Source organism: Nitratireductor sp. L15S-10 (assembly GCF_045011005.1).
In the GTDB taxonomy this organism is placed as follows: domain Bacteria; phylum Pseudomonadota; class Alphaproteobacteria; order Rhizobiales; family Rhizobiaceae; genus Nitratireductor.
Genome location: NZ_CP120674.1, coordinates 2,424,495 through 2,447,661, shown reverse-complemented (window position 1 = coordinate 2,447,661; position 23,167 = coordinate 2,424,495). Strand labels below are relative to the sequence as shown.

The 23,167-nt window shown below is 59.7% G+C and carries 22 protein-coding genes; 17 read left to right on the top strand and 5 right to left on the bottom strand.

The window, feature by feature from the left end; translation table 11 throughout:
• Positions 1 to 189 precede the first annotated feature (189 nt).
• Positions 190 to 348, bottom strand: coding sequence for a hypothetical protein (locus P2W41_RS11720; RefSeq protein ID WP_292894949.1), 159 nt, complete (start codon positions 346 to 348; stop codon positions 190 to 192).
• Between the two features lie 156 nt (positions 349 to 504).
• On the opposite strand from P2W41_RS11720, the gene P2W41_RS11715 reads away from it, so the two are divergent.
• Positions 505 to 1,944, top strand: coding sequence for a diguanylate cyclase (locus P2W41_RS11715; protein WP_404933235.1), 1,440 nt, complete (start codon positions 505 to 507; stop codon positions 1,942 to 1,944).
• 295 nt (positions 1,945 to 2,239) lie between these two features.
• Here P2W41_RS11715 and P2W41_RS11710 read toward each other — a convergent pair whose 3' ends face one another.
• From P2W41_RS11710 to P2W41_RS11695, 4 genes are all read right to left on the bottom strand, one after another.
• Entirely contained in the window at positions 2,240 to 2,479 is a 240-nt protein-coding gene (locus P2W41_RS11710) for a hypothetical protein (protein ID WP_292894955.1), read from the bottom strand.
• A gap of 190 nt (positions 2,480 to 2,669) precedes the next feature.
• On the bottom strand, positions 2,670 to 4,433 hold the full coding sequence (locus P2W41_RS11705) for a pilus assembly protein TadG-related protein (protein WP_404933234.1): 1,764 nt from the start codon (positions 4,431 to 4,433) through the stop codon (positions 2,670 to 2,672).
• 1 nt (position 4,434) lies between these two features.
• Positions 4,435 to 4,863, bottom strand: a complete 429-nt coding sequence (locus P2W41_RS11700) for a TadE/TadG family type IV pilus assembly protein (RefSeq protein WP_404933233.1) — start codon at positions 4,861 to 4,863, stop codon at positions 4,435 to 4,437.
• Between the two features lie 454 nt (positions 4,864 to 5,317).
• Positions 5,318 to 6,517 carry a winged helix-turn-helix domain-containing protein gene (locus P2W41_RS11695; RefSeq protein WP_404933232.1) on the bottom strand — a complete coding sequence of 400 codons (1,200 nt, stop codon included), beginning with the start codon at positions 6,515 to 6,517 and terminating at the stop codon, positions 5,318 to 5,320.
• Positions 6,518 to 6,887: 370 nt separating this feature from the next.
• On the opposite strand from P2W41_RS11695, the gene P2W41_RS11690 reads away from it, so the two are divergent.
• From P2W41_RS11690 to P2W41_RS11615, 16 genes are all read left to right on the top strand, one after another.
• Positions 6,888 to 7,253, top strand: a complete 366-nt coding sequence (locus P2W41_RS11690) for an NADH-quinone oxidoreductase subunit A (protein ID WP_007007904.1) — start codon at positions 6,888 to 6,890, stop codon at positions 7,251 to 7,253.
• On the top strand, positions 7,244 to 7,819 hold the full coding sequence (locus P2W41_RS11685; RefSeq protein ID WP_404933231.1) for a NuoB/complex I 20 kDa subunit family protein: 576 nt from the start codon (positions 7,244 to 7,246) through the stop codon (positions 7,817 to 7,819). Before P2W41_RS11690 ends, P2W41_RS11685 begins: the two co-directional genes overlap by 10 nt.
• A gap of 8 nt (positions 7,820 to 7,827) precedes the next feature.
• A complete protein-coding gene (locus P2W41_RS11680; RefSeq protein ID WP_292894971.1) occupies positions 7,828 to 8,430 on the top strand; it encodes an NADH-quinone oxidoreductase subunit C in 603 nt (200 codons plus the stop codon).
• 45 nt (positions 8,431 to 8,475) lie between these two features.
• A complete protein-coding gene (locus P2W41_RS11675; protein ID WP_404933230.1) occupies positions 8,476 to 8,844 on the top strand; it encodes a four helix bundle protein in 369 nt (122 codons plus the stop codon).
• A 66-nt stretch (positions 8,845 to 8,910) separates the two neighbouring features.
• Complete coding sequence (locus P2W41_RS11670; RefSeq protein WP_404933229.1) at positions 8,911 to 10,101, top strand: NADH-quinone oxidoreductase subunit D; 1,191 nt, start codon at positions 8,911 to 8,913, stop codon at positions 10,099 to 10,101.
• Positions 10,102 to 11,283 (top strand): NADH-quinone oxidoreductase subunit E, encoded by a 1,182-nt coding sequence (locus P2W41_RS11665; RefSeq protein WP_404933228.1) that lies wholly within the window; start codon positions 10,102 to 10,104, stop codon positions 11,281 to 11,283.
• Between the two features lie 11 nt (positions 11,284 to 11,294).
• On the top strand, positions 11,295 to 12,599 hold the full coding sequence (nuoF, locus tag P2W41_RS11660; protein ID WP_404933227.1) for an NADH-quinone oxidoreductase subunit NuoF: 1,305 nt from the start codon (positions 11,295 to 11,297) through the stop codon (positions 12,597 to 12,599).
• A gap of 48 nt (positions 12,600 to 12,647) precedes the next feature.
• A complete protein-coding gene (nuoG, locus tag P2W41_RS11655) occupies positions 12,648 to 14,729 on the top strand; it encodes an NADH-quinone oxidoreductase subunit NuoG (protein WP_404933226.1) in 2,082 nt (693 codons plus the stop codon).
• A 6-nt stretch (positions 14,730 to 14,735) separates the two neighbouring features.
• On the top strand, positions 14,736 to 15,779 hold the full coding sequence (gene nuoH / locus P2W41_RS11650) for an NADH-quinone oxidoreductase subunit NuoH (RefSeq protein ID WP_404933225.1): 1,044 nt from the start codon (positions 14,736 to 14,738) through the stop codon (positions 15,777 to 15,779).
• 43 nt (positions 15,780 to 15,822) lie between these two features.
• Positions 15,823 to 16,314 (top strand): NADH-quinone oxidoreductase subunit NuoI, encoded by a 492-nt coding sequence (nuoI, locus tag P2W41_RS11645; protein WP_404933224.1) that lies wholly within the window; start codon positions 15,823 to 15,825, stop codon positions 16,312 to 16,314.
• A 122-nt stretch (positions 16,315 to 16,436) separates the two neighbouring features.
• Positions 16,437 to 17,057, top strand: a complete 621-nt coding sequence (locus P2W41_RS11640; RefSeq protein ID WP_404933223.1) for an NADH-quinone oxidoreductase subunit J — start codon at positions 16,437 to 16,439, stop codon at positions 17,055 to 17,057.
• 5 nt (positions 17,058 to 17,062) lie between these two features.
• Positions 17,063 to 17,371, top strand: coding sequence for an NADH-quinone oxidoreductase subunit NuoK (gene nuoK, locus P2W41_RS11635; protein WP_025030250.1), 309 nt, complete (start codon positions 17,063 to 17,065; stop codon positions 17,369 to 17,371).
• Between the two features lie 10 nt (positions 17,372 to 17,381).
• Positions 17,382 to 19,367, top strand: coding sequence for an NADH-quinone oxidoreductase subunit L (gene nuoL, locus P2W41_RS11630; protein WP_404933222.1), 1,986 nt, complete (start codon positions 17,382 to 17,384; stop codon positions 19,365 to 19,367).
• A 3-nt stretch (positions 19,368 to 19,370) separates the two neighbouring features.
• The gene (locus tag P2W41_RS11625) at positions 19,371 to 20,885 is read left to right on the top strand and encodes an NADH-quinone oxidoreductase subunit M (RefSeq protein ID WP_404933221.1); all 1,515 of its coding nucleotides are present in this window, start codon (positions 19,371 to 19,373) and stop codon (positions 20,883 to 20,885) included.
• Between the two features lie 15 nt (positions 20,886 to 20,900).
• Positions 20,901 to 22,337, top strand: coding sequence for an NADH-quinone oxidoreductase subunit NuoN (gene nuoN / locus P2W41_RS11620; RefSeq protein ID WP_336065267.1), 1,437 nt, complete (start codon positions 20,901 to 20,903; stop codon positions 22,335 to 22,337).
• Between the two features lie 3 nt (positions 22,338 to 22,340).
• Positions 22,341 to 23,165: a biotin--[acetyl-CoA-carboxylase] ligase gene (locus tag P2W41_RS11615; protein WP_404933220.1), complete on the top strand. Its 825-nt coding sequence runs from the start codon at positions 22,341 to 22,343 to the stop codon at positions 23,163 to 23,165.
• Positions 23,166 to 23,167: the final 2 nt, after the last annotated feature.

Below are 23,167 nucleotides of genomic sequence, written 5' to 3'. Positions count from 1 at the left end.
CCGGAGAAGTGGCGCCGGGGGATAATTGCCCCAGAACATCCGTTTCCAGTTCCAGACTACCTTTAATATTGAGCCGCATGCGTATCGATTGCGCGGCAAGCGGTACGGCCGATACGGCTTGTCCGACCCGCCTGTTGCGGCAAGGCATGTGCCTGCCCGGCAGCCCCATCGGAACGGCCAGTGGCGCCGTCATCGGATCGTTGCTGTGCGGAATGGGTCCACGGCCTGTGGCTCGCCCGTTCGTTCCGCCACGTCCAGAAGATAGACGAACATGATCACGGCGGCGGCTGCCGGTGAAAGCAAAAGCGCAACGCGCAACAGACACGAGAACAGCTTTGTCAGGCTCATGACAATGAGTGTAATGATCGAACTTTAATGCTCTCTGCACGGAAGCGTTAACCATCGCTCATGAGGTGCCGAAAACTGCCGTTCGGCTGCTTCTCTTAACCTGAGAGATATCATTGGGCACTAAGCTGCTGCCTCAATGTGTGGGGGCCTTTAGCCGTGCTGACGAATATTGAAGCCCGCAAGGAAACGCGCAGAGGATCTGTCCTTGAGACCGTCCAGGCTGCATTTCTGCTCGGCGTGGTGATTTTCGGTACTTGCCTTTTTGGCATTTACACGCGCCCGCTCGATTTTCTGGCGAACGTCTGGCCCGCCAACGCCGTAATGCTCGGCCTGCTTCTGCGGTTTCCCAAAACCGCAACCCCGCTGGGTTGGCTGGGAGCGACGGCGGGCTTCATCGCTGCTGATCTGATGACCGGCTCGCCCCTGGACAAGGCGTTGATACTGACAGGTGCCAATCTCGCCGGTATCGGCGGGGCTTACACGGTTCTGCGAATGTATTCCCGCGAGGCGATCCAGCTTCAGACGCCGGAGTCTGTTCCGCAACTGATTTCTGCTATCGGGTTTGGGGCGTGCCTGGCCGGCTTTGTGGGGGCGGTCGCCAATCCTGTGCTGTTTGGCGGCAGTGCTGTTGGGGGGTGGACCTTCTGGTTCGTCACCGAATTTGCGAACTACGTCGCCATCCTCCCGGTCATTCTGACCGCTCGCCTGTTTTCATTCCCGCGCGGTGTGTCGACGAAGCGGCTGGCCTATCTCGGCCTACCGGTACTTTCTCTGGTTCTCAGTTGTTTTGCCAGTTTCCAGATTGGTGGTCCCGGCGCCGTCGCATTTCCCGTGCCGGCCCTCCTGTGGGCCGCGATTGTCTATCCGCGCTTCGTGACAGTCCTTTTGACATCGGTGTTCAGCTTTTGGAGCCTGATCGCGCTCTCGACCAATCTGTTCGACCGCGTGGTTGGTGTGTCGGAGGAAGGAGCGCTTGTATCGATGCGGCTCGGTGTCAGTCTGATCACCCTGGCGCCTCTGATGCTCGCCAGCGCTATGGCAAAGCAAAAAGATCTGATTGCACAATTATCCCATCTCGCGCGCCACGATCCCCTGTCCAGCCTCCTCAATCGGCGCTCGTTCGGCGAAGAGGCGCAGAAGCTTGCCCGGTACTGCGCCAAACAATGCCATCCATATTCGGCGCTGATGCTGGATATCGATCACTTCAAGTCGATCAACGACCGTTTCGGCCACGCAACCGGTGACCAGGTAATTTCGATCGCGGCGGCAAAGATCTCGGCGTGCCTGCGCTCTGGCGATATTATCGGCCGGGTAGGGGGCGAGGAATTTGCCATCCTTCTTCCCAAATGTACTCGTGAACAGGCGCTTGAAGTTGCTGAGCGGATACGACGCGCTTTTGCGCAGGGGCATGTGACGCCAGACGGCGGGATCCCCATCAGTGTAACCGTGAGCGTTGGATTGGCGTCGTCGGACGATGGTTCGGCTGATGTCGAAACTCTTATGGAAGAGGCCGACAAGGCACTTTATCGCGCCAAACATCTGGGGCGCAACCGTTCCGAGATACATGATCAGGAGCCAGGCTGGAGGTCCGCGTAAATCTTGTCCCTGGCCTGATCGTACAGGCGCAGCCGACGGATAGTGACGACTTTCCTCACAGAAGCTCTTGCATTGCATGCCACGCAACACCATCTCCTGGCGAGCGGTGGTTGAACCGGCGTGGGACGTCCTGCAAGATATGTGGTGAGGTTCCCCGGAAGATCACTGTATTCGATCCGAACGACCCCGTGGTGACCGTGAAGGTACCGGCACCCGGTGGCTCTCGGGAACGAAGGAAGCGGGCCGGGGCCCGCTTTTTTGCTTTTCAAAGCACGTCAGATCATGCAGGCGGAGGCTACAGGCCGAGCAGGGCCTTTGCTTCCTCAAGGCTCGACATGGATGCGTCGTGATCGCCGGCCTTGTGCTGTTCCTCGCCCATTGTCCGCAGTTCCTTGACACGAGCCGTATCGCTCTCTGACAGCGAGGCTGTCTGCATCGCCTGATCGATTTCGCTCATCAGGCTGGGGCATGCATGCGCAAAAGCCGCTGCCGGCCATAGGCCGATCAGCGCAGCAAGAAGTGCATAGGGTTTCATGATATCCTCCATGTCGCCACACGCTTGAAGCTTCAAGTGCGGCGAGACCAGCGATCTTACACCCATTCTGCTCCTGGTACCAATCGGAGATGTGATTGCTGCTGTGGGTGCCGGGCGACCCGTGCATCGGGAGGAAAAAAGCCCCGCAATCTGGATCGCGGGGCAGGCGGCAACTCATTGTGCCTGGGAGCTACTGCACGAGCACCGGGCGTTTGCAGCTGACGCCGGTGACCCTTACATCGGCTTCGCCGATCTTCACACCAGCCAGCGCAAGCACATTGTAAAGGAGTTCGTCGATCGGTTCCGAGAGGCTTGAGAGGAGCGCCTTGACGGTGCCCTTCACAAGCGTGGTGTTGAGGAGCGTTCCGCCGAGAAGCGACCCGCCCGGAACTTCTACGTCGAGATGGAGGTTTTCGAGCAGTGAACTGGTTGTCGAGCCCAGAATGTCCCGTGTTGATACGCTCCTGATGCGTCCTTGCCGGATATCCGAACTTGAGAAGCGCAGCCGTGTCGGTTGCATGTTCTGCGTTTCAACATGCGCCTTGCCGTTGACCGATACGCTCAAGATGCCTCCAACGTCGATCATCCTGGCGGGACTGACCCGAGCCTGATCCGAAAATGTCGACAAAGTACGGTCATCAACTTCACCGAGCGCGATCTCCAACACTCCCGGCATCGCGTCAACAGAGACACTGCCCTTGTTTGGCTGCGAGGGGCTGCATTGGATATCGGCGATGCGTGCCTCGGCATGCGCCACTTCCACATAGAGCGGAATCCGTAGCTTCGTTTTCAGGACCACCAGGTCGATACCGACTTCAAACGAGACCTTCAGGCGCGTTTGTGCCGTTCGTACGGCTGTGCCGATGGGCGCCAGCGCATGGCTGGGCGTTCCGGCGGGTGGTTCACCGATTGCAAGCTTGACCGAAAGATTGGTGAGCGGAGAGAGATTTAAGCCGGCATCGACTGCAACCTGATTGTCACCATTGGCAAGTGCGGCAGCCATGGTAATCATTTCAAGCGCTGCAATCCTCATCTCCCAGGGAGCAGTGGTGGCTATGCTCAGCGCGCCAATTGCATCGAGGTTCAGAAGCTGCTCCAGCCTGATGGTATTGCTGTTCTTCGCGGTTGCCGTCTCGAGTGTCCTGAGGACACTCTGAACCGTTGGCGGCACGCCGCTCGTCAAGCGCATGGTTGACAGCAATTCAGGCAGGGTAAGGTCGGTTTCGAGTATCTGGCTGTATGTCAGGCCGGTCAGATCCAGGCGTGTTGCCAGAGTCTGCATGAAGGAAAGGATATCGATGTCGGCGTCGAGCAATCCCTCATAGTCCATCACTTTCAGCGAGATCGTCGTGCCGAGCAGACCGCCAAGCAGGCCGTTCAATAGACCTTCGTTGAGGCTTGCAAGACGGGATCCGACCGAGAAACCCGCGAGCTTTTCTGCTGATGCGGTACCGACCGCAGACAATTCCGGCGGGTCGGCGAATATCGCACCGAAATACAGGTCACCGCGTTTTCTGATCGTCACTCTTGCGGCGTCAGGCGACGTTTCCATCTCCACAAAGCGTAGACTGGTGGCAATGGAGGGGTCGGGATAGTAGCGTCCGCGCACCAGGCGCGCGATGCCGTGTTTTTCCTGCTCTATATACTCATCGGCGGACAGGTAGCGACCATCGAGCAGAAGTCCCTCGTCGGTCTCGAGAGCGATCTCCTGGTTATTGAGAGAGAAAAACTGGGCGACGGCTTTCTCAGCCCTGGCTATATCAGCAGCTGCAACGATCGAAGCGAGGTCGGCTGTCTTCTGAAGCTTGCGGTCTTGCAGGGTGAGATTGCCATAGTCGACCCCCAGTGCCACACAGCCAATCATGATGGGGACAAACAGGGCGAACAGTGTTGCGACATTTCCGCGGCGATCGTTGGCGAACCTGCTGATGTGTGAAAAGCGGGTTCTGGGCATGTCACAGCCCTCCTAACCGGATCGTCGAGTACCCCACAATTTCCTTGTCGGGCATCACGTAGGAATAGAGCGACCAGATCGGCAGGTCGCTGGCATCGTATTTGACGGAAACGGTAAACTGGTTGGGGTTACCGGCATCGTCCGCGACCTGGATGTCGAACTTTTTCGTGTCGATGAATGGATGATCGGTCATCGACCGTTGGATGAAATCACGCGCCAGCGTTTGCCTCTCCATCTGAGAGAGCCCCGCGACTGCAGCACGGGCGGCATCAGCGCTGACCTGCTGTACGGAATGAGCGGCGCTTAGATAGATCCCGTAAGCAATCATCGAAAAAACGGTGAGAAAGAACACCGGCGCAATAATGGCGAATTCAAGCGCTGCTGTGCCGTCTGATCGGTGGAAAAATTTTACGAAATATCTTTTGTCCATTTCCAGTACTCCCAAGCCCGAGAACAGGATTGATGAGCAGAAATAAACAAAGATTAAACACGAGATCCTTGTTTTATTACTAGAGATTGTACCTGCCAGGTTGTGGATTTTTTAAAAGCAACCGCTGAGTTGTGCGGACATTTTTTCTTCAAGGCAACTCTGGGTTACACAATTTTGATTTGTATTTTTGTACTATTTCGAAAAGTTCGGGTTTTGTGGGATTTTTTTGAGTGCGCCTGGATCGGGAATATCACCTTGAGATTGCAAAATTCAGATAGCAGTTTCGCGCAAGCAGTTTCGATCTGACAAAAAGAAGACATCATTCTCAAAAAGCAGAGGTTGTAAAAAAAAATCGAAAAGTTTTGTAAATGTGAGAGTAAATCCCGAAATGGTTGCAAAAAGCACCAGGGAGGCGGAAGGATTGGTGGTTGACGATGGGTCAAGCGCCGCATCCTCATTTGATAGGACCCAATTGCTGCGCCAGATTTCCGCGAGGCATGACGAGAACCGAATCCAGGTCGAGCCAATGCGCGAGACGCTCAAGCTCCCGGCGCAGCGCTTCCGCCGTGTGGGCGGGGGCCTTGGGCTCTGCATGGCTCGACTGAACGAGCAGAACCCGTTCTTTCCGATCCGCCTTGAGATCCACACGCGCCGCGATGCGATCCCCCAGAAGAAAAGGCAGAACGTAATAGCCATGCTCGCGCCTGTGAGCGGGAGTATAGATTTCGATCCGATAGCGAAAGCCGAAGATGCGTTCGGCCCGGTCGCGCTCCCAGACGACCGGATCGAAGGGTGCGAGCAGCGCGGCCCGATCGATGCGCCGCGGCAGCTGCGCGTCCTTGTGAAGGTATGCAGCATGGCGCCAGCCGCGGATCTCCACGGGATACAAGACACCATCCTCGACGAGCTCGGCGACACGCGCCTTGGATACATCGGGTTTCAGTCGAAAATAGTCCCTGATGTCCGGCTCGCTGGCAACGCCGAGCGCGCGCGCCGCTATGTTGACCAGAGCACGCTGTGCGTCATCTTCTCGTGGAGTGGGGGCATCGAAAACATAGCGCGGCAACACACGCTCGGGGAGATCGTAGAGACGCTCAAAGCTTGGTCGGCGGGAATGGGTGGTGATACGACCGCACCAGAAAAGCCACTCGAGCGCTTTTTTGGTTTCGCTCCAGCCCCACCAGCCGCCGCTTCCGCTTTCCCCATCAAGTTCGGAAGCAGCCAGCGGTCCTCGGCTCTCCACCTCTTTGTATAGACGTTCGACGAGCTCTCTTTTCTCGCGAGCGAAATGGACGAGCCCCTTGTAGACGCCTTCACCGCGCCGCGCGCGCTCCATTCGCCAGCGCAGAAAGGGCTGAAGTTCAACCGGCAGGAGCGAGGCCTCATGGGCCCAGTATTCAAACAGCATGCGCGGTTTTTTCGCGTGGGCTCTCTGCAGAACCTCCACCGGATAGGGTCCCAGACGTGCATAAAGCGGCATGAGGTGTGCGCGGGCTACCACATTGACCGAGTCGATCTGTAGCAAACCGGTGCGGGCCAGCGTACGCCGAATATGATGACGGGTAATGGGCCCCCGGGGGCGTGATGTGGAAAATCCCTGGGCGCCGAGGGCAATTCGCCGCACCTCTGCCGGTGTGAGTCGCTCTCTTCGCATATGCCTGCGTTCTTCCCCGCCATTCGCTTTGTAACAGACCTAACCAGTCGGCCAGGCGGATGCCACCCGATTGTTCCAAAGCAGCGGAGTCTCCTGACAGAAAGGAGAGGGCGCTTTACAGGCGGATTTTGTGCGTTATCTGCGCTGTGGCGGAACGCCGGAAGGGGCGCTGTTTGTGAACAACGGCGGATATGCGTGCGACAATGCCGCAATCTGGCCAAGGTTTGACTTGCGTCGCCAAGCGCCCTGCGCTAACCCTCGCCGCGTTGCAACATGAGCCTAGCCTTGCTGCCTTGGCCGTAGGCGCAAAATCCCGGTCTCGGGCCTCGATACGCAGCCTCGCCCGCGGCGGGCAACGGAAAGTCGGACCATGAATGAGCTTCTGAGTTCATACCTACCTATCGTTATTTTCATCGGCGTCGCGCTCGTCGTCGCGCTTGCGCTGGTGGTTGCGCCATTCCTGGTGGCCTATCGCAATCCGGATCCGGAGAAGCTCTCCGCATATGAATGCGGCTTCAACGCATTCGACGATGCGCGCATGAAGTTCGATGTGCGCTTCTATCTTGTGGCGATTCTGTTCATCATCTTCGATCTGGAAGTGGCTTTCCTCTTCCCGTGGGCTGTGGCGTTTGGCGATATCGGCTGGCTCGGTTTCTGGTCTATGATGGTGTTCCTCGGCATTCTCACCATCGGCTTCATCTACGAATGGAAGAAGGGAGCGCTGGAATGGGACTGAACAACGGCACGCTCGTAGCGCCCCGGCCCAAGGGCCTGATCGACCCGAACACTGGCAATCCGGTCGGTTCGGATGATCCGTTTTATACGGGTCTCAACAACGAACTTTCCGACAAGGGCTTTCTTGTCACGTCTTCGGAGGCGTTGATCACCTGGGCGCGTACCGGCTCGCTCATGTGGATGACCTTCGGTCTGGCATGCTGCGCCGTGGAGATGATGCACATCTCCATGCCGCGCTACGATGCAGAGCGTTTTGGCATCGCGCCGCGTGCGTCACCGCGCCAGTCCGACGTGATGATCGTCGCCGGCACGCTGACCAACAAGATGGCGCCGGCCCTGCGCAAGGTCTATGACCAGATGCCTGAGCCGCGCTACGTCATTTCCATGGGCTCATGCGCCAATGGCGGCGGCTATTATCACTATTCCTATTCGGTGGTGCGCGGCTGCGATCGCGTCGTGCCTGTCGACATCTATGTGCCCGGCTGCCCGCCCACGGCGGAAGCGCTGCTTTACGGCATTCTTCTTCTGCAGAAGAAGATCCGTCGCACCGGCACGATCGAACGTTAGAGGCGGATATGAGCGAAGCGCTGAAGGACCTGGCGGCCTACGTCACGGAAAAACTCGACGCGCAGATTCAGGATGCGGTCGTTGCCTATGGCGAACTGACCTTCCTGGTCGAGCCGGGCGACATCGTGGATGTGCTCAATTTTCTGAAGAACGATGTGCAATGCCAGTTCTTCGCTTTCATCGACATTTCGGGAGCGGACTACCCCTCGCGGCAAAAGCGTTTCGAGGTGGTGTACCATCTTCTGTCGCCGCGCCAGAACCAGCGCGTCCGGGTAAAGCTGTCGACGGATGAGGACACACCCGTGCCTTCGGCCATCGAAGTGTTTCCCGCGGCTAATTGGTTCGAGCGCGAAATCTATGACATGTACGGTGTCCTTTTCACAGGCCACCCGGATCTGCGGCGCATCCTCACCGACTACGGTTTCGAGGGCCACCCGCTGCGCAAGGACTTCCCTCTGACCGGCTTTGTCGAGGTTCGCTACGACGACAATCTGAAGCGTGTCGTCTACGAACCCGTCGAGCTGCGGCAGGAATTCCGCAATTTCGATTTCCTTTCGCCATGGGAGGGGACGGATTACGTTCTGCCCGGCGATGAGAAGGCGAAAGAGTGAAGGAAAGCGAATAGGGAGTAGCGAATAGCGAATAGAGAGGCTCGGTTGACGATCAACTCGTACAGGGACCTTCTGATATGGAAAGCAGCGATGGATCTGGCTACGGACTGCTATCGTGCAACCCGCGACTTTCCAAACACAGAGATTTACGGTCTTACGAGTCAGATACGCCGCGCGGCCGGTTCAGTACCGGCGAACATTGCTGAAGGGCATGGGCGCGAACTTACCGGAGCCTTTATTCAGTTTCTGCGCGTTGCGCAGGGTTCGCTGAAGGAATTAGAGACGCATCTGATGTTGGCGTCGCGTTTGAATTTGTTGGAAGAAGGCAGGCTGCAGGAACTGCTCCAGGCGGCTGAAGAGATTGGAAAGATGATCAGATCAATGATCCGGCGACTACAGGAAAAATCGGCATGACGGGATCGCTTTCTATTCGCTATTCGCTATTCGCTATTCGCTCTGGCCACGAAGGGGCCATGCGTCATGACTGAACACTCCGTCCGCAACTTCAACATCAACTTCGGCCCGCAGCATCCGGCGGCGCACGGCGTTCTGCGCCTTGTGCTTGAGCTCGACGGTGAGGTGGTCGAGCGTGTCGATCCGCATATCGGGCTTTTGCATCGCGGCACCGAAAAGCTGATCGAGCACAAGACCTATCTGCAGGCCGTGCCTTATTTCGACCGGCTCGACTATGTCGCGCCCATGAACCAGGAACACGCCTTTGCGCTGGCCGTGGAGCGTCTGATCGGCATTGACGTTCCGATCCGCGGTCAGCTCATCCGCGTGCTCTTCTCCGAGATCGGCCGCATTCTGAACCATCTTCTGAACATCACCACGCAGGCGCTGGACGTGGGCGCGCTCACCCCGCCGCTGTGGGGCTTTGAAGAGCGCGAAAAGCTGATGGTGTTTTATGAGCGGGCCTGCGGCGCGCGCATGCACGCGGCCTATTTCCGCCCCGGCGGCGTTCATCAGGACATTCCCGATCAGCTCGTCGAGGACATCGGCAACTGGATCGAGCCGTTCCACAAGACGGTGGACGATCTCGACAATCTTTTGACCGGCAACCGCATCTTCAAGCAGCGCAATGTCGATATTGGCGTCGTGACGCTGGAAGACGCATGGGCCTGGGGCTTCTCGGGCGTCATGGTGCGCGGTTCGGGTGCGGCATGGGATCTGCGCAAGAGCCAGCCCTATGAATGCTACCCGGAGATGGATTTCGACATCCCGGTCGGCAAGAATGGCGACTGCTATGATCGCTATCTCATCCGTATGGAAGAGATGCGCCAGTCGGCGAAGATCATGCGCCAGTGCGTTGATCGGCTGCTCGGCAAGGAGCGTGTCGGCCCGGTTTCCAACACCGACGGCAAGATCGTCCCGCCCAAGCGCGGCGAGATGAAGCGGTCGATGGAAGCGCTGATCCATCACTTCAAGCTCTACACCGAAGGCTACCACGTTCCCGAAGGCGAGGTGTATGCCTGCGTGGAAGCGCCCAAGGGCGAGTTCGGCGTCTATCTGGTCTCCGACGGGACCAACAAGCCTTATCGCTGCAAGCTGCGCGCCCCGGGCTTTGCTCATCTCCAGGCCATGGATTTCCTGTGTCGCGGCCATCTTTTGGCCGACGTCGCCGCCGTGCTTGGCTCCCTCGACATCGTGTTTGGTGAGGTAGACAGATAAATGTCAGTCCGCCGTCTCGCAGACGAAGCCGTCCAGCCGCAGAGCTTCGCTTTTTCCCGTGCCATGAACGGGGAGGTGAAGCGCTGGCTGGGCAAATATCCGAAAGACCGCAAGCAGTCGGCGGTGATCCCGCTTCTGATGCTGGCGCAGGAGCAGGAAGGCTGGGTCACGCGCGCGGCCATTGAGCATGTGGCAGAAATGCTGGACATGCCGCTTATCCGCGTTCTGGAAGTGGCGACCTTCTACACCCAGTTTCAGCTCGCGCCCGTCGGCACCCGCGCCCACATTCAGGTGTGTGGCACCACACCCTGCATGCTGCGTGGCTCCGGCGAACTGATCGAACTGTGCAAGAAGAAGATCAATCCGGAACCCTTCCACCCCAATGCCGACGGCACGCTGTCGTGGGAAGAGGTGGAGTGTCAGGGCGCCTGCGTGAACGCGCCGATGGTCATGATCTTCAAGGACACCTATGAAGACTTGACGCCCGAGCGCCTCGAAGAAATCATCGATGCATTCGAGGCCGGCAAGGGCGACACGATCAAGCCCGGTCCGCAGATCGACCGCATCTATTCGGCTCCTGCCAGTGGCCTCACGGCGCTGACCGACGAAAAGGCCGTCACCGGCAAGACGAAGGGCAAGCCCGGCAGCCGGAAAAAGGCTTCCGCAGGCACCGAGGTGCCGCCGTCCCGCGCGGCCAAACCCGACACGTCTGCCACCGAAACCGATCCGGCGATCAAGTCGCCGTCACCGGTCAAGGCGGACAATGGCAAGACATCGGCAGCCGCCGCTGTTTCTGCCAAGGCTGCTCCGAAGAAAAAGCCTGGCACCTCGCCCAAATCCGCCACCTCGTCCAAAGCGTCTGCGGCCGCAAAACCGGCAAAACCGGCCAAGCCCGCGCTTGAAGACAAGAACCGTCCGGTCGGCATCGCCCGTCCGGCAGAACCTGACGACCTCAAGATGATTTCTGGCATTGGCCCGAAGATCGAGGGCATTCTGCACGATCTCGGCATATTCACCTTCGAGCAGGTTTCGAAGTGGAAGAAGGCCGAGCGCGAATGGGTCGATGGTTATCTGAGCTTTCATGGCCGCATCGAGCGCGAGGACTGGGTCAAACAGGCCAAGGCGCTCGCCAAAGGCGGCGAAGCCGAATACATCAAAGTTTTCGGCAAGAAGCCGAGGTGAGGGACTGAGTCATGCTCCAGGATAAAGACCGCATCTTCACCAATATCTACGGCCAGTTCGACCGTTCCCTGAAGGGCGCGCAGTCGCGCGGTCTGTGGGACAACACGAAGGGCCTGATCGACAAGGGCCGCGACTGGATCATCAACGAGATGAAGGCGTCGGGCCTGCGCGGGCGCGGCGGCGCCGGCTTCCCGACCGGTCTCAAATGGTCGTTCATGCCGAAAGAGCCGGGCGACCGCCCGCATTATCTCGTCGTCAATGCCGACGAATCGGAGCCCGGCACCTGCAAAGACCGCGATATCATGCGCCACGACCCGCACACGCTGGTCGAGGGATGCCTGATCGCCGGCTTCGCCATGGGCGCGCACACCGCCTATATCTACGTGCGCGGCGAGTTCATCCGCGAGCGCGAGGCGCTCGAGCGTGCGATTGCCGAGTGTTACGAGGCGGGCCTTCTCGGCAAAAACAACAAATGCGGCTGGGACATGGACGTTTTCGTCCATCACGGCGCCGGCGCTTATATCTGCGGTGAGGAAACGGCACTTCTCGAAAGCCTTGAAGGCAAGAAGGGCCAGCCTCGCCTGAAGCCGCCATTCCCCGCGAATGTCGGCCTCTATGGTTGCCCGACCACTGTGAACAACGTCGAATCCATCGCCGTTGCGCCAACCATTCTTCGCCGCGGCGCATCATGGTTCTCCTCCTTCGGGCGCGAGAACAACAAGGGCACGAAGCTTTTTTGCATCTCCGGCCACGTGGAAAACCCGTGCACGGTAGAAGAGGAGATGTCGATCCCGTTCCGCGAGCTGATCGAGCGCCATTGCGGCGGCGTCCGTGGCGGCTGGGACAATCTTCTGGCGGTCATTCCGGGCGGCTCTTCGGTGCCATTGGTGCCGGCCAGTGAGATCATCGATACGCCGATGGACTTCGACAGCCTGCGCGAACTGAAGTCCGGTCTCGGCACCGCCGCCGTGATCGTGATGGACAAGTCCACCGACATCGTGAAGGCGATTGCGCGGCTCTCCTACTTCTATAAGCACGAGAGCTGCGGCCAGTGCACGCCATGCCGCGAAGGCACCGGCTGGATGTGGCGCGTGATGGAGCGGCTGGTAGTTGGTCAGGCTCAGAAGCACGAAATCGACATGCTGCTCGATGTGACGAAACAGGTGGAAGGCCACACGATCTGTGCCTTGGGTGATGCGGCTGCGTGGCCCATCCAGGGCTTGGTGCGTCATTTCCGCCCGGAAATCGAGCGGCGCATCGACGAGTTCACCCGCAATGCGCATCAGGCCCGGCCGGCGCTGGTGGCGGCGGAATAAAAGTGAAGGTTTGCTCCGGAAGGGGCGAGAGGTAAGCGGACAGCGACCATGGCAAAATTGAAAGTCGACGGCACGGAGATCGAGGTACCCGATCACTACACGCTGCTGCAGGCCGCCGAGGAGGCGGGCGCGGAGGTGCCGCGCTTCTGTTTCCATGAGCGTCTGTCGATCGCAGGCAATTGCCGCATGTGTCTGGTGGAAGTGAAGGGCGGACCGCCCAAGCCGGCCGCCTCCTGCGCCATGGGCGTGCGCGATCTGCGTCCCGGACCCAATGGCGAGGCACCGGAAATCTTCACCAACACGCCGATGGTCAAGAAGGCCCGCGAAGGCGTGATGGAGTTCCTGCTCATCAACCATCCGCTCGACTGCCCGATCTGCGATCAGGGCGGCGAATGCGACCTGCAGGATCAGGCCATGGCCTTCGGCGTGGATTCGTCCCGCTACAGGGAAAACAAGCGCGCCGTCGAAGACAAATATATCGGCCCGCTCGTCAAGACGATCATGACGCGCTGCATCCACTGCACGCGCTGCGTCCGCTTCACCACCGAGGTGGCGGGCATCTCCGAGCTTGGCCTGATCGGCCGTGGCGAGGATGCCGAGATCACCACCTATCTCGAAGAGGCGATGACGTCCGAGCTTCAGGGCAATGTGATCGACCTGTGCCCGGTCGGCGCGCTGACCTCGCGCCCCTATGCGTTCCAGGCACGTCCGTGGGAGCTCAGCAAGACCCAGTCCATCGACGTGATGGATGCGGTTGGTTCGGCTATCCGCGTCGATACGCGTGGACGCGAAGTCATGCGCATCCTGCCGCGCATCAACGAGGCGGTGAACGAGGAATGGATTTCCGACAAATCCCGCTTCGTCTGGGATGGCCTCAGAACCCAGCGTCTCGACCGCCCTTATGTGCGCAAGGGCAAGCGGCTGCAGCCGGCCACCTGGCCCGAGGCGTTCGATGCCATCGCCAAGGCCATATCGAAGGCTCAGCCGGAAAAGATCGGCGCCATCGCCGGCGATCTGGCCGCCGTCGAGGAAATGTATGCGCTGAAATCGCTGATGCAGTCGCTGGGTTCGGCGAATTATGATTGCCGTCAGGACGGTGCCGCACTCGACCCGGCGCTTGGCCGTGCGGGCTACATTTTCAACCCGACCATCGAGGGCATCGAGGACGCCGACGCGCTTTTGATCATCGGCGCCAATCCGCGCTTCGAGGCGTCGGTTCTCAACGCCCGCATCCGCAAGCGCTGGCGCATGGGCGATTTCCCCATCGGCGTGATCGGCGAGATGGGCGATCTGCGCTACGATTACGATATGCTCGGCACCGGTGCCGAGACGCTCAAGGAACTTGCCGAAGGCAAGGGCAAATTCGCTTCGGTTTTGAAGAAGGCCAAGCGGCCGATGATCATCGTGGGGCAGGGCGCGCTTGCCCGCTCCGATGGTGCGGCGATCCTTGGCCTTGCGGCAAAGCTGGCCGGCTCGGTCAAGGCAGTGTCTGCCGAATGGAACGGTTTTGCCGTGCTGCATACGGCGGCGTCCCGCGTCGGCGGTCTCGATCTCGGCTTCGTGCCAGGGAAGGGCGGCAAGGATATGAAGGGCATGATGGGCGCGATGGATGTGCTCTTCCTGCTCGGTGCCGACGAGATCGACATGAACGCGATCGGTGGGGCTTTCACCGTCTATATCGGCACCCATGGCGATGCCGGTGCGCATCGCGCCGATGTCATCCTGCCGGCTGCGACCTATACGGAGAAGTCCGGCACCTATGTGAACACCGAGGGGCGGGTGCAGATGACCAACCGCGCCGGTTTCGCGCCGGGCGAAGCCAAGGAAGACTGGGCGATCCTGCGGGCATTGTCCGATGTGCTCGGCCACAGGCTGCCGTTCGATTCGCTGGCCGCCCTGCGCGCAGCCCTTTATGCTGAATTCCCGCATTTCGCGGCCATCGACACGGTTACGCCTGCCGATGCAGGCGATGTCGAAAAGCTTGCGAAGCTTGGCGGGCGGCTTACCAAGGCACCCTTCACCTCGCCGGTGAAGGATTTCTATCTCACCAACCCGATCGCCCGTGCCTCGGCCGTGATGGCCGAATGTTCGGCGCTGGCGCGCGGCGACGTAAAACAGGCGGCCGAGTAGAGACGAATGGATACCTTCTTTTCAACCTACGTCCTTCCGGGGCTTCTGATCCTTCTGCAGTCGGTGGCGATGATCGTCATCCTCCTGATCTTCGTCGCCTATATCCTTTACGCCGACCGCAAGATATGGGCCGCCGTGCAGCGCCGCCGTGGTCCGAACGTGGTCGGCCCGTGGGGGCTGTTCCAGGCGTTTGCCGACCTTTTCAAGTTCGTCTTCAAGGAGCCGGTGATCCCATCGGGCGCCAACAAGGGCGTATTCCTGCTGGCGCCGGTCGTTGCCTCGGTTCTGGCGATTGCCGCATGGGCGGTGATCCCGGTCAATGAAGGCTGGGCCATTGCCAATGTGAACATCGGCATTCTCTACGTTTTCGCCATCGCTTCGCTGGAAGTCTATGGCGTGATCATGGGCGGCTGGGCCTCCAACTCGAAATATCCATTCCTCGGCGCGCTGCGTTCGGCGGCACAGATGGTCTCTTATGAGGTCTCCATCGGCTTTGTCATCGTCACCGTCCTGCTCACGGTAGGCTCGCTGAACCTGACCGACATCGTGCTCGCCCAGGGCGACGGTCTTGGCACCATGCTTGGACTGCCCAACACGTTCCTAGACTGGAACTGGCTGGCGCTGTTCCCCATGTTCATCGTGTTCTTCATCTCGGCGCTGGCCGAGACGAACCGCCCGCCCTTCGATCTGGTGGAAGCTGAATCCGAGCTCGTGGCCGGTCACATGATCGAGTATTCCTCGACGCCGTTCCTGCTCTTCTTCCTCGGCGAGTATGTGGCCATCGTCCTGATGTGTGCGCTCACCACCATCCTGTTCCTGGGTGGCTGGCTGCCGCCGCTCGACGTGGCGCCCTTCACCTGGGTGCCGGGCGTGATCTGGTTCGTGTTGAAGATGTGCATGGTCTTCTTCATGTTCGCGCTGGTGAAGGCTTTCGTGCCGCGCTACCGCTACGATCAGTTGATGCGCCTTGGCTGGAAAGTGTTCCTGCCGCTGTCGCTCTTCATGGTCGTTGCCACCGCGGCCTTCCTGAAAATCACGGGGATGGCATGACCATGAGAGTTTCCATCCCTGAAACACGCTTCGGAGAAAATCGATGAGTGCGCTTGCACAGGCAGCCAAGTCGCTGCTTCTCAAAGAGTTCGTCGGGGCTGTCATCCTGTCCATGCGGCAGTTCTTTGCGCCGAAATACACGCTGAACTACCCGCATGAAAAAGGCCCGGTCAGCCCGCGCTTTCGTGGCGAGCACGCATTGCGCCGCTATCCCAATGGCGAAGAGCGCTGCATTGCCTGCAAGCTGTGCGAGGCGATCTGCCCGGCCCAGGCCATAACCATCGAGGCGGGTCCCCGCCGCAATGACGGCACGCGCCGCACGGTGCGCTACGACATCGACATGGTGAAGTGCATCTATTGCGGTTTTTGTCAGGAAGCCTGCCCGGTGGACGCTATCGTCGAGGGGCCGAACTTCGAATTCGCGACGGAAACGCGCGAGGAACTCTATTACGACAAGGACAGGCTGCTTGCCAATGGCGATCGCTGGGAGCGGGAACTGGCGCGCAACATTGCGCTGGATGCACCATACCGGTGACGGTTTGACCTGTGGACGGGGGCAGGGCGCCCGTCTAAACGAAGCATCGTGAATGCCCGGCGCGCCGGGTTTATTGAAAAGCCGTGGCGTTTTGTTGCGGCAGGCTAGGTACCGAGGGAACCATGCTGACAGGACTTGAGGCGATTTTCTTTTATCTGTTCGCCTTTCTCACCGTGGCGGCGGCCTTCATGGTCATCGCTGCACGCAATCCCGTGCATTCGGTGCTCTTTCTGATCGTCGCGTTCTTCAACTCGGCCGGTCTCTTCCTTCTGACAGGCGCGGAGTTCCTCGCCTTCATCATGCTTGTCGTCTATGTGGGCGCGGTCGCCGTGCTCTTCCTGTTCGTCGTCATGATGCTGGATGTGGATTTCGCCGAACTGAAGCGCGGAGCGCTGCAATATGCGCCGGTGGGTGCACTGGTGGGTATCATCCTTGCCGCGGAGCTTGTCATCGTGCTGGGGGGCTATGCCTTCGCGCCCGAGCTTTCGGGCGAGGTTGCGCAGCCAACGCCGCCGATCGATGTGCGCCACAACACGGCAGCCCTCGGCGACATTCTCTACACGGATTACATTCATTTCTTCCAGATCGCCGGCATGGTGCTCCTGGTTGCCATGATCGGCGCCATCGTGCTGACGCTGCGCCACAAGGAAAACGTCAAGCGGCAGAACATTTCTGCCCAGGTGGCGCGCACGCCTGAAACGGCGATCGAGATCAAGAAAGTCGAAACGGGCGAGGGACTCTGATCATGCTGGAAATCGGCATCGCACATTATCTGACCGTCTCGGCCATCCTGTTCACGCTCGGCGTGTTCGGCATCTTCCTGAACCGGAAGAACGTCATCATCATCCTGATGTCGGTCGAGCTGATCCTGCTTGCGGTCAATCTGAACTTCGTCGCCTTCTCCTCGGTTCTGGGAGATCTCGTAGGACAGGTTTTCGCGCTATTCGTTCTCACCGTCGCGGCGGCGGAAGCCGCGATCGGTCTTGCCATTCTCGTCGTCTTCTTCCGCAACCGCGGCACCATCGCCGTCGAAGACATCAACATGATGAAGGGCTGAGCATACGGCCATGTATCAAGCGATCGTATTTCTCCCGCTTATCGGCTTTCTGATTGCCGGGCTGTTCGGCCGCTCCATCGGCGCGAAGGGGTCCGAGCTGATCACCAGCGGCCTGATGGTTATTGTCGCGCTTCTGTCCTGGGTGGCCTTCTTTTCGGTCGCCATGGGCAGCGGCGAGGCATTCACCGTACCGCTCCTTTCCTTCATCACGTCGGGTAATCTGGATGTGTCGTGGGCGATCCGCGTCGACACGCTGACCGTCGTCATGCTGATCGTGGTGAACACGGTCTCGGCGCTGGTTCACATCTATTCGATCGGCTACATGCACCACGATCCGCATCGGCCGCGCTTCTTCGCCTATCTGTCGCTCTTCACCTTCGCCATGCTCATGCTGGTGACATCGGACAATCTGGTCCAGATGTTCTTCGGCTGGGAAGGCGTGGGTCTGGCCTCCTATCTCCTGATCGGCTTCTGGTTCAAGAAACCCTCGGCCAATGCCGCAGCCATGAAGGCATTCATCGTCAACCGCGTCGGCGATTTCGGCTTTTTGCTCGGCATTTTCGGCGTCTACATGCTGTTCGGTTCGGTGAACTTCAGCACGATCTTCGCCAATGCGGCCACCTATCTGCCCGCCGAAGGCGCAGAGGCTGGCGAGCCGGTCCTGACCTTCCTCGGCTACGCGCTGGACAAGGGCGGCGCGCTGACGGCGATCTGTCTGCTTCTGTTCATGGGCGCCATGGGCAAGTCGGCACAGGTGCCGCTGCACACATGGCTGCCGGACGCCATGGAAGGCCCGACCCCGGTCTCCGCACTCATCCACGCCGCCACCATGGTGACGGCCGGTGTCTTCATGGTCGCGCGTCTGTCGCCGATCTTCGAACTGTCGCACACGGCTCTCACCGTCGTGACCTTCGTCGGCGCGTTCACGGCCTTCTTCGCCGCGACCGTGGGCCTCGTGCAGAACGACATCAAGCGCGTCATCGCCTATTCGACCTGTTCGCAGCTCGGCTACATGTTCGTGGCCCTTGGCACCGGCTTTTACAGCGCGGCCATCTTCCACCTGTTCACGCACGCCTTCTTCAAGGCACTCCTGTTCCTTGGGTCCGGTTCGGTTATCCATGCCGTTTCCGACGAGCAGGACATGCGCAAGATGGGCGGTCTCAGGAAGCTTATCCCCCAGACCTACTGGATGATGATCATCGGCACGATCGCGCTTACGGGCGTGGGCATCCCGTTGACGGTCATCGGCACGGCCGGTTTCTTCTCCAAGGATGCGATCATCGAAGGCGCATTCGCGGCAGAGAACTACTTCGCCATGTTCTCCTTCATCCTGCTCACCGTGGCCGCCGTCTTCACGAGCTTCTATTCGTGGCGCCTTATCTTCATGACCTTCCACGGCAAGCCGCGCGCGTCTGCCGATGTGATGCACCATGTGCATGAATCGCCGCTGGTCATGCTCGTGCCGCTGTTCATCCTGGCTGTTGGCGCACTCTTCGCCGGCGTTGCCTTCAAGGAGTTCTTCGTCGGCCATGAGTATGAGCATTTCTGGAAGGGCGCGCTCTTCACGCTGCCGGACAACCACATGCTGGAAGAGTTCCATCATGTGCCCGTCTGGGTGAAGCTTGCCCCGTTCGTCGCCATGCTTCTCGGCCTCTATGTCGCCTGGGTCTACTACATCCGGTCGCCAGAGCGCCCCAAGCGGCTTGCACAGCAGTTCAGCGGGCTTTACGCCTTCCTGCTCAACAAATGGTATTTCGACGAGCTCTACGACTTCCTGTTCGTCCGTCCGGCCAAGCGCCTCGGCCATTTCCTCTGGAAAAAGGGCGACGGCATGGTCATCGACGGTCTCGGCCCGGATGGCATTTCGGCCCGTGTGGTCGATGTGACCAACCGGATCGTCAAGCTGCAGAGCGGCTATCTCTATCACTACGCCTTCGCCATGCTCATCGGCGTTGCTGCCCTCGTTACCTGGATGATGCTTGGAGGCACGTTCTAAGCCATGACCGACTGGCCAATTCTTTCCACGGTCACCTTCCTGCCGCTGGTGGGTGCGCTTCTCATCCTCCTGATCCGGGAGGACGGTGCCGGTGCGCGCCGCAACATTCGCAATGTCGCGCTTTTGACGACGGTCTTCACCTTCGTCCTGTCGCTGTTCATCTGGATCGGCTTCGATGCGTCGACGCCCGGTTTCCAGATGGTCGAAAAGCGCGAATGGCTGGGCTCCGGCATTTCCTATCACATGGGTGTCGACGGCATCTCCATGCTGTTCGTCATCCTGACCACCTTCCTCATGCCGCTATGCGTTCTGGCAAGCTGGGAGGCGGTGGAGCACCGCGTCAAGGAATACATGATCGCGTTTCTGATACTGGAAACGCTCATGATCGGCGTGTTCTGCGCGCTCGACATCGTGCTTTTCTACGTGTTCTTCGAGGCGGGCCTCATTCCGATGTTCATCATCATCGGCGTCTGGGGCGGCAAGCGGCGCGTCTATGCGAGCTTCAAGTTCTTCCTCTACACGCTGCTCGGCTCGGTTCTCATGCTGCTCGCCATGATGGCGATGTACTGGCAGGCCGGAACAACGGATATCCCTACGCTTCTGACCCACGTCTTCCCGGAGGGCATGCAATACTGGCTATGGGTGGCCTTCTTCGCCTCCTTCGCCGTGAAAATGCCCATGTGGCCGGTTCACACTTGGTTGCCCGACGCGCACGTGGAGGCGCCGACGGCCGGCTCGGTCATCCTGGCGGGTATCCTGCTGAAGATGGGCGGCTATGGCTTCCTGCGTTTCTCGCTTCCCATGTTCCCGGTCGCTTCCATCGATCTGGCGCCGCTGGTCTTCACCCTGTCGGTCATTGCCATCATCTACACCTCTCTGGTGGCGCTGATGCAGGAGGACATCAAGAAGCTGATCGCTTATTCCTCGGTCGCCCATATGGGCTTCGTCACCATGGGCATTTTCGCGATCAACGAGCAGGGCGTGCAGGGCGCGATCTTCCAGATGCTCTCGCACGGTCTCGTCTCGGGTGCGCTCTTCCTGTGTGTCGGCGTCATCTATGACCGCATGCACACACGCGAGATCGCGGCCTATGGCGGTCTGGTCAACAACATGCCCAAATACGCCACCGTGTTCATGATCTTCACCATGGCGAATGTGGGCCTGCCCGGCACCAGCGGCTTCGTCGGCGAGTTCCTGACGCTTCTGTCGGTGTTCAAGGTCAACACGTGGGTCGCGCTCTTCGCCACCACCGGTGTCATCCTGTCGGCAGGCTATGCGCTCTGGCTCTATCGCCGGGTGATTTTCGGCTCGCTGACCAAGGAAAGCCTCAAGGGCATGCTCGACCTCTCCGCACGCGAGAAGCTGATCCTCTACCCGCTGGTGGTTCTGGTCATCTTCTTCGGTGTCTACCCGGCACCGATCCTCGATGCGACGGCGGTTTCGGTCGAAGCACTTGTGAACAATGTCTCCCTGTCGGCCGACATGGCACGGGAAGCGGCAACGGCTGCCGCGCAGTAAACGGATTGAAAGCGAATGACGCCTGATCTGACGATAAGCCTGATCCTTGCAACGCCGGAGCTGATCCTGGCGGTGGGCGCTATGGCGCTCCTGATGGTCGGTGTCTTTTCCGGCCCCCGTGCCAATTCCACCGTCACCGGTCTTGCGGTTGCGCTTCTGGTCGCCGTGATCGCGCTGATGGTGATCTTCCCGGCCGATGGCCGCGCCTTCGGCGGCGCGTTCGTAAGCGATGCGTTCGCGCGCTTCATGAAGATCCTGACGCTGGTCGGCTCCGTCGTGACGCTTGTCATGTCTGTCGGTTTTGCCAAGGCGGAGAAGTTCGACAAGTTCGAGTTCCCGGTTCTCATCATGCTGGCCACGCTCGGCATGATGCTGATGATCTCGGCCAATGACATGATCGCGCTCTATCTCGGCATCGAGCTGCAGTCGCTTGCACTCTATGTCGTTGCCGCCATCAACCGCGACAGTGCACGCTCCACCGAAGCAGGCCTGAAATACTTTGTTCTGGGCGCGCTCTCTTCGGGCATGATGCTTTACGGCATTTCGCTGGTCTACGGCTACACGGGCAACACCGGCTTCGACGTCATCGCCGCAACGCTGACGGGTGCAGAGCGTCAGCTCGGACTCGTCTTCGGTCTGGTCTTCGTGCTTGCCGGTCTCGCCTTCAAGATTTCGGCAGTTCCGTTCCACATGTGGACGCCGGACGTCTATGAAGGCGCGCCGACGCCGGTGACAGCCTTCTTTGCTGCCGCGCCCAAGATGGCCGCCATGGCGCTTCTGGTGCGTGTCACCATGGGGGCATTCGAGCCGATCGCCAGCGACTGGCAGCAGATCATCGTCTTCATCGCGATTGCCTCCATGATCCTTGGTGCTTTCGCGGCCATCGGCCAGCGCAACATCAAGCGCCTCATGGCCTATTCCTCCATCGGCCATGTGGGCTACGCCCTTGTCGGGCTTGCCGCAAACTCCGAGGCTGGCGTGAAGGGCGTGGCAATCTACATGCTCATCTATCTGGCCATGACGCTCGGCACGTTTGCCGTGATCCTGGCCATGCGCCGCAATGACGGCAATGTCGAGCAGATCGACGATCTGGCCGGCCTCTCGTCGACCAATCCGATGATGGCCACGATCATGACCATTCTCATGTTCTCTCTGGCTGGCATTCCGCCGCTCGCCGGCTTCTGGGGAAAATGGTACGTGTTCCTCGCCGCCATCGACGCAAAACTCTATGCACTCGCGGTCATCGGCGTGGTCAGCTCTGTAGTCGGCGCGTTTTACTATCTGCGCGTAATCAAGATCATGTGGTTCGACGAATCGGCGGGCGGCTTCCAGCCCATGGCGGGCGAATTGCGCTTCGTGATGCTCCTGTCGGGCGCCTTCGTGCTGCTCTATGTTCTGATCGGTGGCCCTGTCGGGCGTTTCGCCGAGGCTGCCGCAAAGACCTTCTTCTAGGCCATGGCCTTTCGTCTGGCGCCTTCGGCGGAAACGGCCGGCTATCGGCTGGAAGCCCATGAGAGCGTCGGGTCCACCAATGCGCTGGCGCTGGATCATGCGCGCGCCGGCGATCAGGGCAACCTCTGGGTTGTCGCGTCCAGACAGGAGAGCGGGCGTGGAAGGCGCGGACGGGAATGGGCAACACCTCCCGGCAACCTTGCCGCCACGCTTTTGAATGTCGGTCATTTCGAGCCGGCCACGGCGGCCACGCTCGGCTTCGTTGCAGGGCTGGCCCTGTCCGATGCGCTTCTGGCAGTCGTGCCAGAAAAGCGCATCGCGGTTGCTGCCGATGGTGGCGACATGCCGGGTGGACGCTTTGCTCTCAAATGGCCAAATGACGTTCTGGCCGACGGTGCGAAGCTTTCCGGCATTCTGCTGGAATCGACCATTCTGCCCGATGGGCGGTTCGCCATTGCGGTGGGCATCGGCGTGAATGTCATCTCTCATCCGGACAACACGCCCTATCCTGCAACCTCGCTCAGGGCGTTGGGGTTTGGCGGTGATGCGGGCGATCTGTTCCTTGCGCTTTCGGACGCCTGGGTCGATAACAGTCGCCTTTGGAATGGCGGTCGCGGGCTCGATGCCATTCGCAGCCGCTGGCTGAAAAGAGCGGCGGGCCTCGGCTCGCCCGTGTCGATCCGTGTCGAAGGGCGCGTGGCGCGCGGCACATTCGAAACCATCGACGAAGCCTGTCGCTTCGTCATCCGCGAGCCGGACGGTTCATTGTTGAGAATTGCAGCAGGCGACGTCCATTTTGGCGCGGTCGCCTCTGTGCAGGCAGATTAAGA